This window comes from Paraburkholderia sp. BR10937, assembly GCF_040965695.1.
Classification (GTDB): domain Bacteria; phylum Pseudomonadota; class Gammaproteobacteria; order Burkholderiales; family Burkholderiaceae; genus Paraburkholderia.
In genome coordinates this window covers 39,015-53,570 of record NZ_JBFRCL010000008.1, presented here as the reverse complement: position 1 = coordinate 53,570, position 14,556 = coordinate 39,015, and the positions used below count along the sequence as shown (strand labels likewise).

At 64.5% G+C, this 14,556-nt stretch carries 12 protein-coding genes and 1 pseudogene; 4 read left to right on the top strand and 9 right to left on the bottom strand.

Features of this window, described 5'->3' with window-relative positions:
- Positions 1-22: 22 nt before the first annotated feature.
- Positions 23-772, bottom strand: a complete 750-nt coding sequence (locus AB4Y44_RS08995) for an electron transfer flavoprotein subunit beta/FixA family protein (RefSeq protein WP_342920819.1) — start codon at positions 770-772, stop codon at positions 23-25.
- A gap of 268 nt (positions 773-1,040) precedes the next feature.
- On the opposite strand from AB4Y44_RS08995, the gene AB4Y44_RS08990 reads away from it, so the two are divergent.
- Positions 1,041-3,794: a LuxR C-terminal-related transcriptional regulator gene (locus AB4Y44_RS08990; RefSeq protein ID WP_368699270.1), complete on the top strand. Its 2,754-nt coding sequence runs from the start codon at positions 1,041-1,043 to the stop codon at positions 3,792-3,794.
- A 13-nt stretch (positions 3,795-3,807) separates the two neighbouring features.
- Here the strand turns inward: AB4Y44_RS08990 and AB4Y44_RS08985 are convergent, their stop codons facing one another.
- The 6 genes from AB4Y44_RS08985 to AB4Y44_RS08960 form a co-directional block, all read right to left on the bottom strand.
- Positions 3,808-5,130, bottom strand: a complete 1,323-nt coding sequence (locus AB4Y44_RS08985; RefSeq protein ID WP_368699269.1) for a DUF445 domain-containing protein — start codon at positions 5,128-5,130, stop codon at positions 3,808-3,810.
- Positions 5,127-5,978: a poly(3-hydroxyalkanoate) depolymerase gene (gene phaZ, locus AB4Y44_RS08980; RefSeq protein ID WP_342920822.1), complete on the bottom strand. Its 852-nt coding sequence runs from the start codon at positions 5,976-5,978 to the stop codon at positions 5,127-5,129. Before phaZ ends, AB4Y44_RS08985 begins: the two co-directional genes overlap by 4 nt.
- A gap of 78 nt (positions 5,979-6,056) precedes the next feature.
- Positions 6,057-6,479, bottom strand: a complete 423-nt coding sequence (gene phaP / locus AB4Y44_RS08975) for a TIGR01841 family phasin (protein WP_342920823.1) — start codon at positions 6,477-6,479, stop codon at positions 6,057-6,059.
- A 65-nt stretch (positions 6,480-6,544) separates the two neighbouring features.
- Positions 6,545-8,251, bottom strand: coding sequence for an alpha/beta fold hydrolase (locus tag AB4Y44_RS08970; RefSeq protein WP_342920824.1), 1,707 nt, complete (start codon positions 8,249-8,251; stop codon positions 6,545-6,547).
- 46 nt (positions 8,252-8,297) lie between these two features.
- Positions 8,298-8,762 (bottom strand): MaoC family dehydratase, encoded by a 465-nt coding sequence (locus tag AB4Y44_RS08965; RefSeq protein ID WP_342920825.1) that lies wholly within the window; start codon positions 8,760-8,762, stop codon positions 8,298-8,300.
- 37 nt (positions 8,763-8,799) lie between these two features.
- A complete protein-coding gene (locus AB4Y44_RS08960) occupies positions 8,800-10,443 on the bottom strand; it encodes a fatty acid--CoA ligase (protein ID WP_342920826.1) in 1,644 nt (547 codons plus the stop codon).
- 234 nt (positions 10,444-10,677) lie between these two features.
- Between AB4Y44_RS08960 and AB4Y44_RS08955 the strand changes: the two genes are divergently transcribed.
- From AB4Y44_RS08955 to AB4Y44_RS08945, 3 genes and pseudogenes are all read left to right on the top strand, one after another.
- On the top strand, positions 10,678-11,004 hold the full coding sequence (locus tag AB4Y44_RS08955) for a DNA-binding protein (RefSeq protein ID WP_368699268.1): 327 nt from the start codon (positions 10,678-10,680) through the stop codon (positions 11,002-11,004).
- A gap of 525 nt (positions 11,005-11,529) precedes the next feature.
- Positions 11,530-12,261: pseudogene (locus tag AB4Y44_RS08950) on the top strand (integrase); the annotation flags it as partial.
- 575 nt (positions 12,262-12,836) lie between these two features.
- Complete coding sequence (locus tag AB4Y44_RS08945; RefSeq protein ID WP_368699267.1) at positions 12,837-13,037, top strand: tyrosine-type recombinase/integrase; 201 nt, start codon at positions 12,837-12,839, stop codon at positions 13,035-13,037.
- 101 nt (positions 13,038-13,138) lie between these two features.
- Here the strand turns inward: AB4Y44_RS08945 and AB4Y44_RS08940 are convergent, their stop codons facing one another.
- Both AB4Y44_RS08940 and AB4Y44_RS08935 read right to left on the bottom strand, forming a co-directional pair.
- The gene (locus AB4Y44_RS08940; RefSeq protein WP_342920830.1) at positions 13,139-13,867 is read right to left on the bottom strand and encodes a hypothetical protein; all 729 of its coding nucleotides are present in this window, start codon (positions 13,865-13,867) and stop codon (positions 13,139-13,141) included.
- Positions 13,854-14,342 (bottom strand): hypothetical protein, encoded by a 489-nt coding sequence (locus AB4Y44_RS08935; protein WP_342920831.1) that lies wholly within the window; start codon positions 14,340-14,342, stop codon positions 13,854-13,856. Before AB4Y44_RS08935 ends, AB4Y44_RS08940 begins: the two co-directional genes overlap by 14 nt.
- Between the last annotated feature and the right edge of the window lie 214 nt (positions 14,343-14,556).

Below are 14,556 nucleotides of genomic sequence, written 5' to 3'. Positions count from 1 at the left end.
CTGGTTCCTTTTCCTTGGCGTATCAGATCACTTGGGCCACGTTGCGCAACTTCGCCACGAGCTCCGCGGCGTCGGCCACGCGCACGCCGGGTTCGCGCTTCGGCGGTTCGGCTACCTTCAGTGTTTCCAGTCGCGGCGCGACGTCCACGCCCAGCGCGTCGGGCTTGACCACGTCGAGCGGCTTCTTCTTCGCCTTCATGATGTTGGGCAGGCTCGCGTAGCGCGGCGTATTCAGACGAAGATCGGTGGTAATGACCGCGGGCAGGTCGACCTCGATCGTCTCCAGCCCGCCGTCGATCTCGCGCGTCACGACAGCCTTGCCGTCGCCGATTTCGACCTTCGAGGCGAACGTCGCCTGCGGCCAGTCAAGCAGCGCAGCCAGCATCTGGCCGACCTGGTTCGCGTCGTCGTCGATGGCCTGCTTGCCGAGCATCACCAGTTGCGGCTGCTCCTTGTCCACCAGCGCCTTCAGAAGCTTGGCGACAGCGAGTGGCTGTAACTCCACATCGGTTTCGACGAGGATGCCGCGGTCGGCGCCAGTCGCCATCGCCGTGCGCAGCGTTTCCTGGCAGCCCTGCACGCCGCAGGACACCGCAACCACTTCCGTCGCGGCGCCGGCCTCTTTCAGGCGAACGGCCTCTTCCACCCCGATCTCGTCGAAGGGGTTCATCGAAAACTTCACGTTCGCGGTATCCGCACCGCTGCCGTCCGCTTTCACGCGCACTCTCACGTTTGCATCGACGACGCGTTTGACTGGTACAAGTACTTTCATTGCCTGCTCCGCTCCTTGAAATGATCCAAATATTCTGGATAACGAACTTTTACTCGTGCTTTCCCGCGCTGTGGCTTTGTGCGCTGCAACGTAAATCGTCGCGCTCAACCGCGCCAGCTTCGTAGCGGTTGGGCTATCATTTTTCCGTCCGCTTCGTTAGATGCCATGGTCTCTCAGGCTGACGCGGCGCAATATCCCCCATACAGGGGTGACCGATCGAGAAAAAAGGGGACGCAGCCGGGGCGAACCCGCAGACACGGAGCAGCCCATGCACGTGAGCGAAGCGTCAGGAGCGGTGACTGGAGGGGCGTTCACGGCCAGACCTCCCCTTTTGCTCGCGACGAAGATCTATCCGCCCCGGCTTCCCGCGGGCCTGATTGACCGTCCGCGCCTTGTCTGTCTCGCTGGCGAGGCCGAGAACAAACGTCTCACCGTCATCAAGGCCCCAGCGGGCTTCGGCAAGACCTCGCTCGCGCTGACCTGGCTCGAACGCTTGCGCAGGGAGGGCGTACTGGTGGCGTGGCTGTCGCTCGACAGTGAAGACGACGAGCCCGCGCGCTTCCTCTATCACCTCGCGCAGGCCCTGCAGCAGGCGTGCGACGGTGTCGGCGCGTCGGCCATCGGGCTCACGACAGCGGCGTCGCTCGTGCCAGCGCAGTCGATCGTGTCGACGCTCATCAACGAGCTCGTCGAGGTCGACGACGAAGTCTGCATCTTCCTCGACGACTTCCATCTGATCAGCCTTCCGGCCGTCCACGACGCGGTGTCGTTTCTGGTCGAAAACGCGCCTTCGCATGTGCACGTGGTGATCTGCACGCGCACCGACCCGCCGCTGCCGCTCGGCCGCCTGCGAGCCGGCAACAGCCTGCTGGAGCTCGACGCCTCCACGTTGCGCTTCGACTTCGACGAAACGCGCAGCTTTGTCGAGCACGAGTGCCCGGGCAAGCTGCATGCATCCAGCATCAAATCGCTGTTTACCCGCACCGAGGGATGGGCCGCCGCATTGCGCATTTCCGCGTCGGTGCTGGCGCGCGCCGCACACAAGCCGGATGCGGAGGTCGCGCCGGCCTCGGGCGCGTCACGCCCCTTTGCGGCCTATCTTGAGGACATGGTCAAGCGCCTGCCCGGCGGCATGGTCGAGTTTATGCTGCGCACCTCGATACTCGAGCGGCTGAGCGCGCCGCTGTGCGAGGCGGTCACCGGCGTCAGGACGAGCCAGGCCATGCTGGAGTCGATCGCCGCGCGCCAGTTGCTGCTCGAACCGCTGGATCTCGACGGCACCTGGTTCCGCTTCCATCATCTGATGGGCGAATACCTGCACCGGCGCCTGCAGACGCAGCACCGCGACGAGGTCGCCGACCTGCATCGCCGCGCATGCCAGTGGTACGCGCAGGAGGCGCAATGGACCGACGCGGTCAGGCATGCCATCGCTGCGGGAGATGCGGAAGAGGCGGTCTCGCTGATCGGCCGCTGCGCAATGGCGCTGGTCACGAAAGGTGATCTGCTTACCCTGCTCGGCTGGCAGCGGCAGTTCCCGGCGCATCTGATGCGTTCGCAGATCAAGGTCACGCTCGCCATCGCCTGGGGAATGGCGCTCGCCATGCGCTTCGACGAAGCGCTCGCCATGCTCGATACGATCGAGAAAGACGCCGCGTCAAGTGCCGATCCTGATTCAGTTCGTTGGGAATGCCAGGCGATCCGCTCTGTCGTGGCCGCCCTTCAGGACGACGCGCACGCCTGCCTCGCGCTTGCCGAAGGCTGCCTCAAGCGGCCATCGACCGACGTCTGGACGGCCAACGTGGCCTCCAACGTCGTGCGCTTCGCACACTGGAAAATGGGCAACCTGGAAGCACTCTACGCGGTGCCGTGGGTTCCGTATTCGATCGAGGAAGACTCGCGCAACGTGTTCGCGTCGGTCTACCGGCTCACGCTGCTGGGCCACGTGGAGATGCAGCAACTGCACTTCCCGCTGGCAGAGCGTTATTTCCAGGAAGCCATGCGGCTCGCGGAGCAGCACGCCGGTCCGAAGTCCATCGCCGTCGCGCAGGTCGCGCCGATGATCGCGCAGCTGCGCTACGAGCAAGGCCGGCTGGACGAAGCCGAAGCGCTGGTAAGCGACCTGATGCCGGTCATCGACGCCGCCGTGTTGCTCGACAGCGCCCTCATGGCCTACCGGATGCTCATCCGCACCGCCGGGGCGCGTTCTGACACCGTGCAGGCCTATGCGTTGATCGACCGGGCGCAGGCATTGGCCTACGCGCGCAAATGGGACCGCCTGAGCGCCGGCGCCCTCGTCGAACGCACACGGCTCAATCTCGCCGAAGGCCGCATCGTGGAAGCCGCGGCCAGCGTTGCGCAGCTCGATCGGCTTGCGGATTCGGCCAGCACTGCCGCCACGTCCGCTGCCGCGGAGATCGCCACGTACCGTGGGCTCGCGCGCGCGTATCTCGCGATGGCGCAGGGCCGCACGCCAGACGCCGCCGACACGTTGACCGCCACGCTGCAAACCATCGAGTGCCGGCACGGCTGCTATCTCGCGCTGCGCCTGCGCACGGTGCTCGCGCTCGTCTGGATGGCCGCAAACGAAAGCGCGCGGGCCGTCGAGACCTTTCGCGAAGTCTTCAAGGCCGCAGCGCCCGCGGGGCTATACCAATCCATCGTCGATCAGGGGCCGCAGATCGTGCCGTTGCTACAGGCGGTGCGCGAAGCGCTGCGTGGCGACGCGCACGCGAAGGCGCTGCTGGCCTACGTCGATCGCCTGCTGGACGGCAGCCGCGCGCTGTATCAGCTCGGCGAAACCCGCACGCGCAACGCGGAGCGCGAGCCGCTCAGCGCGCGCGAGCGCGATATCATCGGACTGATCGCGCACGGCCAGTCAAACAAGGAAATCGCGCGCACGCTCGGCATCGCGCCGGAGACCGTCAAGTCGCACGTGAAGAGCATCTTCGTGAAGCTCGCGGTGGACAAGCGCGCGCAGGCGGTGGCGCGGGCGCAATCGTTGGGGCTGGTCGGGAGCGTCTGAATCGTGCGGCGCGTCACGTCACAATGACGAGCGCGAGCCCATGCAGCAACACGCCGACCATTCCGCCCACCAGTGTGCCGTTGATCCGCACGTATTGCAGATCGCGGCCTATCTCCGCCTCGATCTTGCCGCTGACTTCCTGCGCGTTCCAGCCCTTCACGACGTCGGTGATCAGCGCAGAGAGCTGGTGGCGATAGCGCACCACCAGATCGCGCGCCAGCTCCAGCCACCACGCGTTGAGCTTGTGCTGGATCGCGCGCTCCTCGCTCACGCTCTTGCCAAGCGTTGCGAGTACGCCAGCCAGCGCGCTACGCACGATGGAATCCTCACGTTCGACATCGGCGATTACGCGCGCACGCACGTGGCTCAGCACGCGCTGCGCATAGGCCTCGTTTCTGAAATGGCGGATACAGTCGCGCATCAATGACCGGCCAAAGCGCCGGTACACCGGCGAACTCCGCAACTGGACGATCAGGTCCCGCACCGCTTCGTCGAACTGGTGTCGAAGCTCGTGCTCCGGGCTCGCCGCCACCTCGTGCAGCAGCGTGACGATGCCCTCGACGAACTTCCTCACGATATACGCGTCAAGCGGCGCGGGCGTGTATCTCGAAGCCTCGCTGAACTTGGCCTTGATCAGGTCCACGTTGGCTGCGAGCCACTGCTCGAGTCCTGCCAGCCCTCGGTCCAGCAGCGGCTGATGATGATTGCCTTCGGTCAGGACCTTGAGAATCTCGCCGATAGCGCGAGAAACGTCGAGCGAGCGCAATTGCGGCGTTGCCACGCGCTCGAAGAATTGTTCGACGCGTGTGTCGTCGATGCCGCTTAGCAGACGCGGCAGCGAATCGGCCACCACGTCGCCGATCGCCCGGCTATGCGCCGGCTCGGCGAGCCATACGGCGAGCGAGCGCGCGGCGTTATGGCCGCTCAGCCGGCCAATGATGAGTTCGGGCGCAAGAAAGTTGGCCTCGACGAACTTGCCGAGGCTCTCCGCAATGCGCTGCTGGTTTTGCGCAATGATCGCGCTATGTGGAACCGACAGGCCAAACGGCCGCCGGAACAGCGCGACCACCGCATACCAGTCCGCGATGGCGCCCACCGTACCGGCTTCCGCGAATGCCCTAAGCCACGGAAGCCCGGTAAGCCACGGATATCTGGCCTCCAGGAAAACGCATGCGAGCAACACCGCGAATACGACTGCGAGCAGACCTGTCGCGGTGCGCTGCATGCGTTTGAGACGCAGCGCCTTGCGCGCCGCCAGTGCCTGATCAGCCGCATTCAGCGGGCTTTCGGCGCCATCGGCCGGCGCGCTGACGTCGTCGCTAACTGCGCCGTTCACGCTAGTTCCTCGCGCAGGAAACGGCGCACCACAGGCGCGACTTCCTTCGCACGCGCGATCAGGAACAGATGACCGTCGTCGATCACGTAGAGCGTCGAGTTGCGGATGCGGGCCGCCAGTATCTTCGCGTTGGTCAGCGGCACGATGGGGTCGTCGTTGCCGTGCATCACGAGCGTGGGCTGACGCAGCGCGCCGAGCCACGGCAGGCTGGTCCAGCCGGACGCAGCCAGCAGCTGATAGAGGTAGCCCCGCCCGCGCGGCGGATGGATATGGCGGCTATGCTCTTCCAGCAACCTCGGGTCGCGCCGGTAGGCACCGCCATAAATCTCCGCGCCCACCTGCTTCATATAGCTGCGGTCGGTGTAGCGGCGCGGCCCGATCATCTTGGCGAGCACCGAGAGCCGCGCGGGGACCATGATGACGCCCGGCGACGTTGCCGCAAGAATGAGCCTGCGGCAACGCGTGGGGTAAAGACGCGCGAACTGCTGGGCGAGCGCCCCGCCCCACGAAACCCCGAGCACATCGACCGGACCGTCGTAGCCGAGCCGCGTCAGGAGCTTGTCCGTGAGCACGGAGAGCGTCGAGAAGCGGTACGGCACGAGCGGCACGGGCGATCCGCCGACACCGGGCACATCGAAGATGATGACGCCCACATCCCCCAGCGCCTCGACGAACGGCTCCACCAGCTCGAGATTCGCGCCGATGCCGTTGAAGAGGAGCAGCGGCGGGGAAGCGTCGCTGCCGTGCCGCACGCCCACGCGCAGGACCTGACCGTCAAGCTCGACGGTCTGGATCTGCAAGCCGACCGGGCCGCCGCTCGAATCGGGACTGGAAGCCTCTGCTCTCATCTGCTCGACCTCTTGCACGGGTGTCTCGCCACGGGTTGCGTCATTGGAAACATCGGCGTTTTGCATCGCCGCGCCCTCTTACTTCTTCGGCTGCAGGAGCGCCTTGAGCTCCTCGACGTGCTCGGCCACACGCTTGGTCACGACCGCGATGCTGTCCGACTGCGCACGGTAAGCCGTATCCGCGAGTTCCTGCATGTCCACGAGCGCCTTGTGCAGCGCCTGCTGGACGACTTCGCCCGTATTCGCGCCCGGCGCCACGCCTTGCGCGCCCAGCTTCGCCACGAGCGACTGCAGCTCGGTCATGGTCGTGCGCAGGATTTCAGCCTGCTTCAGACCGAGCGATTGCACGCCCGCGAGCGCCGCGCTGTTGGCCTGTGCCAGCGCCTCGATGTCCTTGCGGCGCGATTCGAGAATGGCCGCCACATCGACGCCCGGCAGCTTGAACTGGCCCAGGACCTTCGTGTATTCGGCAAAAAGATTCGTGGGATTGGTGGATTCCATGATTGAAACTCCATTAGTACTACGTTGAAAAAACAATGAATAACTTCTGAACGATTGGTCGTAAATCAAGCTTCGGTAACGTACGTTCCCGGTGCGTCGGCAAGCGCAGCGTGACGCTCATTGCCGAGCGAAGCCGGCGCGCTGCGGCGCTCGCCCGAACGGCTTGCCAGCCACTCGCGCCAGTTGCCCCACCACGAATCCTTTTCGGGCGCGGCGCTTGCGAGCCACGTGTCCGCATCCGCAGGCAGGTCCGAGTTCATGAAGTACTTTGCCTTCGGATTGCCCGGCGGGTTGATCAGGCTCTGGATGTGACCGCTCGAGCTGAGCACGAAGCGTGTCTTGCCGCCGAACGTACGCGCCGTGTTGTAAACACCCTTCCACGGCGTGATGTGATCCGTCATGCCTGCCACCACGTAGGTGTCGCACGTGACCTCGGAAAGATCGATAGGCGTGCCGAGCACCGTGAGCGCGTGGCGCTTGCTGAACAGGTTACCCGTGAAAATGTCGAGCAGCTGGCCGTGAAAGCGCGCGGGCAAGCGGGTCGTATCGTTGTTCCAGTAGAGGATGTCGAACGCGGGCGGCGCCTTGCCCAGCAGGTAATTGTTCACCCAGTAATTCCACACCAGATCGTTGGGCCGCATCCACGCGAACACGCGCCCCATCTCTTCGCCTGCGAGCACGCCGCGAGCGAGGCTGTTCTGCTTGGCTGCCGCGATCGCTTCGGGCGTGCAGAAGAGGCCTAGCTGCGAGTCGGCGGTGCTGTCCAGCACGGCGACCATCAGCGTGGTCGCGTTGACCGTCTTTTCGCCGCGGCTCGCGAGATGGCCGAGCAGCGCCGAGATCGTCATCGCGCCGGAACATGCGCCGTGCAGGTTCACATCTTCGCTGCCGGTGATGTCGCGCACCGCTTCGATGGCCTCCAGCAGCGCAGAGACATAGGTATCCATGTCCCAGTGGCTCTGCGCCGCCGTGGGATTGCGCCAGCTCACCGCGAACACCTGGAACTCGTTCTTCACGAGGTAGTCGACCATGCTCTTGCCTTCGGAGAGGTCGAACACGTAGAACTTGTTGATCTGCGGCGGCACGATCAATTGCGGGCGGCCATAGACCTGCTCCGTGGCCGGCTTGTACTGAATCAGCTCCAGCACTTCGTTGCGAAACACCACCGCGCCGGGCGAGGTGCCGAGATTCTTGCCCACTTCGAAGGCGCTCTTGTCCACCTGCGCGGGCATGCCCTGATTCTTCAGCATGTCGAACATGGCGTTCTTCAGGCCGCCGATCAGGCTTGCACCGCCCGAATCGACCACCTTCTTGAGCGCCGCCGGGTTGCCGAGCAGCGTGTTCGTGGGCGAAAGCGCATCGGTGAAGAGCGACATCACGAATTGGGCGCGCTCCTTGCTCTTCGGGTCCAGCGCCGAGCGATCGACAAAACCGCTCAGCGCGTCGCGCCACACCAGATAGCCCTGCAGCGCCATGCGATACCAGGTGTTGTCCTGCCACGCGGGGTCTGCGAAACGCTTGTCGCCTGCGGGCGGTGCGCTCTTCGCGTTGCCGCCCAGCACCGCGAGCAGATTACGCACGAGCGCCGCTTCCTGTTCCACCAGCAGCGCGGGCTGCCGCACGGCCTGCGCGCCGATCTGCTGCGCCGTGGCCAGGATATCGCACGGCCGCAGTCCGACAAACGGATTGGGCCCGAGCATGCCTTCCGTTGCCGACGCCGATATATCGTCAATCAGTTCGTTATGCGAATTATCTTTCGCCGTTTCCGACATTTTCTTGCTCCTTATGCGACGCATTGCGCGTCCTTGAACGCCCGGCTTACGCCACGAGCATCGCGAGGGTCTCGGCGACCAGCGCGGGCTTGTCTTCACCTTCGATCTGCAGTTCGTTCATCGTCTTGACGATGATTCGGCCGCCGCCCTTCTTCTCCACCGACACCAGGGTCACGCGGTTGCGCACCCGGGCGCCTGCCTTTACCGGCGTCATGAAGCGCACCTTATCCAGCCCATAGTTCAGGCCCGCCGACACGTCCTCCGGAATCAGGCCGATCTCCATGGCGAGCGCGGCCAACAGTGAAAGCGTGAGATAGCCGTGCGCGATTGTGCCGCCAAAAGGGCTCTCGCGTCTGGCGCGCTCGACGTCCACGTGAATCCATTGCCGGTCGCCCGTGCAGTGCGCGAACGCGTCGATGCGTGCCTGGTCGACGACGACCCAATCCGATACGCCCAGCTCGCGGCCCACGAATTCGTCGATCGTGGCGATGCTATATCCCTTGATGCTCATTGCGAATACTCCTTTTTGTTCCTTGGTGAATGACGTGTCAGGCGAACTGCTCGCGCAGCCATTTCTTGTCGATCTTCCCGACGCTCGTCTTCTTCAAGGCATCGACGAACTTGACGATTTGCGGCACTGCGTACTTCGAGATGTGGCCTGACGTGGCGAACGTCATGACGTGCTGCTTGATGTCGTCCGCGCTCGCTTTGGCGCCGGGTTTGAGCACGACGAGCGCCACCGGGCGCTCGCCCCACTTCTCGTCCTTGATGCCGATGACCGCCACTTCGGCCGCCGCGGAATGCAGCGAAATCAGACTTTCAATTTCGAGTGACGACACCCACTCGCCGCCCGACTTGATCACATCCTTGATACGGTCGGTAATCTGCAGATTGCCGGTCGGGTCGATATTGGCGATGTCCTGCGTATGCAGATAGCCGCCCGCCCAGAGCTGCTCCGAGGCCTCGGGATTCTTCAGGTAGCCCTGCGTGAGCCAGGGGGCGCGCACGACGATCTCGCCGTTGGCCTTGCCATCGCGGGGAAGGTCGTCCATCTCCTCGTCGACGATGCGCAGATCGACGAGCGGAACCGGGAAGCCCGTCTTGCAGCGCAAGCGCACCTGCTCGTCGAGATCGAGCGGCTCGCCGCCCGTCGGCAGTTGTGCGAGACTCAGCACCGGGCCCGTCTCGGACATGCCGTAGCCAGCGAAGATGTCGATGCCGCGTTCGAGCGCTTTGCGCGCCAGTCCCAGCGGCAACGCTCCGCCGCCAATCACGATCTTCCACTTGCTCAAGTCGACCGACTCGGACTCGCCGCTGTTGAGCAGCATGTGCAGAATCGTGCTCACGCAGTGCGAGAACGTGACGCCTTCGTCGCGTACCAGCTCCAGCAGACGGTCCGGCACATAGCGGCCCGGATAAACCTGCTTCACGCCCATGACCGTCGCAATGTAGGGCATGCCCCACGCGTGCACATGGAACATCGGCGTGAGCGGCATGTACACGTCGGCGCGATGGAAGCGCTGCCCGGAAACGGGGCTCGCGAGGGCCGCCATCAGTGTGAGCGTATGCAGCACGAGTTGACGGTGCGAAAAGTAGACGCCCTTCGGCAGGCCGGTGGTGCCCGTCGTGTAGAAGGTCGTGGCGCGAGTGTTCTCGTCGAAATCGGGAAAGTCGTAGTGCACTTCGCTTTGCGCCAGCATCGCTTCGTATTGCGCCACGAAGTCGATCGAATGCGCGACGGCCACACTGTCCGGCTCGTCGATATAGACGAAGGTGCGCACGTTCTGGAGCTTGTCCTTGATCGAGTCGACGACCGGCAGAAAGTCGGTATGCACGAGCAGCACTTCGGCGCCGGCATGGTCGATCGTGTACGCGATCTCTTCGGGCGAAAGACGCACATTCACCGTCTGCAGCACGGCGCCCATCATCGGCACGGCAAAGTAGCACTCCAGATAGCGATGGCTGTCCCAGTCCATCACCGCGACCGTGGTGCCATGCTGCACACCGAGCCCCTTCAGACCGCTGGCGAGGCGCGCGATGCGCTCGCGAAGCGTCGAATAGGTCATCCGCAGCTGCCCGCGGTAGACGATCTCCTGGTCCGGCGCCTGAACGCATGGCGTATGCAGCAGTTGCTTGATCAACAGCGGATAGGCATGGGCCGAAGTCGCCGCTTTCTGCACGTCGTCCTGCATCAATCTCTCCTTGAGTCTGAAAGTGGATGGCGGGCTGGCACAGATTCGCCGTACTACTACTGGACAGTGACATCCCGAATGACGTCATCTTCGGCCCGGACAAGGGGGCGGAACATCCCCTGAACGGGGGAGCGAGGGGGGAGCAGCGGTGGAAAAAAGGGGCGGACGCGGGCGCCCCTTGGGGGACGCGCGCGCAGACGTCCTCTGGCGCAAATCGCACGGCCCCGCCAAGGTTTGGGGTTGGGCTCCCCAAACCCGCCTCCCTGTAGATCAAGAACAACCGCGGCCGTCACCCCCGACGCCATCCGCGCCACCGTCCTCGCCCTGCTCGCCGAGGCGGGCGACCCTGCCCCCGCGTCCGACGCGCGGTTCCGCAAGATCGTCTCGGTGCGAAAGCTGCGCGCGCGTCTGGGCGCCGGCGACCCCGCCACGCTCTCGCGGCACCTGAACGCCATCGAGGCGGAGGTCGTGCAGGCGGGGCTGGCGCCACGAGGCCAAACTGCGCACGGAACTGCTGCGCACGGAACTCGCCGACCTGCGCGCGCAGCTCTCGACGCGTGACGACAACCTGCTTGGCCTGCGGCTCGAAGGCCGGGCGCTGCAGGAACGCGCCCAGGCGCTGGAATCTACCTGCACCCGGCTGCGGGCACGGCTGACCGCCACCGAGACGGCCACCGCTGACGCGGCGCAGCGGCACGAGCGCGAACTCGCCGCCGAGCGCGCCCGCTACGACGGCCTTGCGAAACAGCTGCTGCGCGAAACCGCCCACCAGCGGGAAACGTTCCAGACGGAACGGCAGCGGCTCGAGGCGGAACTCGCGCGCGCGGCCGAGCGGCTCGCCGCACTCGAGTCTCTCCGCGAGTACCTCCTGACGGAACTCTCGGACGAACACAACGCGCGACAACAGGCCGCCGCGGAGGCGACGGCGCTCGCCACGCTCGCGGAGCAGCTTCGCAAGACCCTGGCGCTGGTGGGCGCCGCGACGGGGAAGAAGCTCGCTGCCGGTGCGCGCCGGCCGGCGCGCACTGCGGCTCCCACCGCCCGGACGACAACGGTGGCCGCCGGCACGTCGCGGAGGAAGGCACGATGAAGCCGTCCCATCCCCCCGCCGATCTGTTCCATGCGTCAGGGTGGCTCGACGCCGGCTGCCGGCCGCCACAGCGCCTGCCGGAGCTGACCGACGCGGCAATCGAATACGTCGCCCACGCCCTCGGGCACCCCGTGTACGTGCGCTGGACGCTCACGGCACTCAAGCGCGGCTGCCCGTCGCTCGCCGACGCGAAACGTGAGCACCCTGCCGTGTTCGCGCTGCTGCTCGACCATGACGCGGCGGTGGAATACTGGGAGCGCGGGCGCCTGCGCGTCGAGCCAGAAAGTTCGGCCCCTTCCGCCGCCACGGTGCTCGAGCGGGTGCTGCGCCAGCACCGCCGGCGCTTCCGCCTCACGGCAGCCGACGATGCACCGGACGGGCCCCTGGCGGTCCGGCACGCGGCCAGCGAAGACGCCATGCTGCAGCCCGCCGGCGTGGCGCCCGCGTGGCTTGCGCGCGCCGGGCGCTTCGCGAATGCGGTAGCGCTGACCAACACCCTCGGCGTGGCCGATGACGCGCAGGCGGTGCGGCTTTTCCTCAGGGAGCGGGCCTCGCACTCACCGCACACGCTACGCGCCTACGTGACCGAGCTGCGACGGCTCGCCGCCTGGTGCACACGCGAACGCCTGGGTCCCTTCTCGGACCTCACCCGCCGGGACCTGATGGCGTACCGCGACACCATCCAGGCACCACGGCATCACGGGGACGGGAAGACCCGACGCGCGGCGCCGGCCACCGTGTCGCGCGCGCTCGCCGTGGTCTCGAGCCTCTATGCCTGGTGGCAGCGCACGGGGTATCTGAGCGTCAATCCGGCCGAGGGACTCGCCGCCGGACGGCGCGCGCGCATGACGTGGACGCCGGTGCGGTTCCTGTCCGCCGCCGCACTCGCGAACTGTGATGCCGTCGCGACTGGGGATACGCCCGACGACGTACCGTCAACGGTGTGGACGAGACGCCGCGCCATCTGGGCGCTGTACCGCTTCGCCGGCGTGCGGCTTGCCGAACTGGTGTGGAACGAGGCACTCGCGCTGCCGCGTATCGAGGTCGATGAAGCCCGGCAGTGGACCCTGCACGTCACCGGCAAGGGCAACAAGGTGCGCGCGGTTCCGCTTCCGTCGGCCTGCCTGCCGGCGCTGCGTGCCTACCGCCGGGTGCGCGGACTGCCCGACGATCCGCCGCCCGGAGAACAGTTACCGCTGATCCACAGCGAACGTGGCCGCGCGCTGGGCCGAGCGGCCTCTACGACGAGGTACGCGCGGTGTTTGCGCTGGCCGCGGCGCGGCTGCCGCCCGACGACAGTGCCATGCGCGTGGCGCTTGAAGGCGCTTCCACGCACTGGCTGCGGCACGGCTATGCGCGCACGCTGGTGGTCGATCACCTTGTGCCGCTGCCGGTGGCGCAGGCGCTGTTGGGTCACGCCTCGGTGCAGACGACCGCGACCTATGCGCGAACCGACAGCACGCAGCTACGCGCGTTTGTGAAGGGGAGTTTTCCCGTCCCTTGATTCGTGCTCATGCCCGTTGAGCTACCCCGGCAGTTCAATGCCATTGCGGTTTCGACTTCACAGTTCACAGGACTGGCGGACGACTGCACCACGCGCCGCGCCTAGAGCTTCGAAAAGACGTTCTGAATTAGCGTTTCTACGTGTGCAGATGCTTTATATTCACCAACGATCAATGAGTTGGGATGTCCGCAGCCGTTTCTCAATTTCAGACAAACTTCAAGTTCGTCCTTCACGTTCTTCCCGATCACCGATAGCGCGGCGAGCACCTGGAGGAAATCGTGCTCTTTCATGCGTGCAAGATCATCCTCTGTCTTCGCCGTTTTCCATTTGGGGTCTCTTCGCAACGCTTCCATGTTGAACTCGGCCAAGCAGTTCTTCAATACGTGATCGTAGAGAACCGAGACAGCGCCAACCCACGAAAGAACTATCGCGGATCGGTATAGCTTAGCTTCAAAAGCGCGCACCGCCTCTTCGGCAAAGGAGCGCGTTGAGTCATTGGAAATTGTCGGTAGTTGGTTTCGAAGCCCCGATACCACCAGCGTAGTAACCGGTGGCAACAGCAGCCCTGTTAACTCGGAAATTCGAGACTTACCTGCGGTAGTCAACTCCCACCCGCCTGCCGTGCGAATCGTAAATGCCTTCGCATTTGATAAGGTCTTCGAGATGTCCAAGTTCCTTGCCGCGCGAAAACCTAACGAGATGGCCAGCTCTCGAATCTCAGCGACTTTCCGAGGCTGTAACGGCTCCTGCGCTAAACAAGTAAGAATTTTATCCTTCGAAGAAAGACTCGCTTGCGCGAATAGCTCTTTAATTGAGTCATTGTCCAGCAAGCCGCGCCTCCAGTTCAGCCCTACAAGATGCCGTTAGTGCCAAGTTCCCCTTTGACGGTTCATTTAACTTGTTATCCTTGAGAAGACGGTGGACCGACCCCGACAAGTTTTTGACGTAGGTTTCCTTGAAGTAGCTATGCGCACTTCTCATTTCGTTGATCAGCTGCTTGCGGGTGAAAACCGAATGCCCCTCTGCCATCGTCAGCCGCGCGGCAGCGGCAAGCACAAGCTCGGGACCGGACTCGACTTTCAACCGCGCTGCGATCGTGGTGGTTGTTCCAATAGTCGAAGTGGGAGTGCCGCCGCTTGTGTGGCCATTAATGCCTCCCGGCGCAGCGTTATAGCTCGCAGCACCATTAGAAAAAACTCTATCGGGAGTAGATTCAATATCCGAAACGTTCAACGGCAGCTCAACCTGCGACTTTTGATAGAGATCAGATACGGCCGAAAGCAGCGCGGGAAGTTCTTCCTTCAAGAAGCTTTCTGATCCCTCATACTCCACTTCGATTGCGCCAAGCTGCACCCCAAATATGCGTCATGATTATCGTACGCGGCGAACCGGACGACCCGCCACAGCTCGCCAGGAAGTGCTGGCTCAGCATCTCGACTACCTCGCACGCTTGAAGGTGCGTGTAGCGCTGAAGCATCTCGCCACCCCGATGGTCCGGGCAGACCTTATCCCGATACCG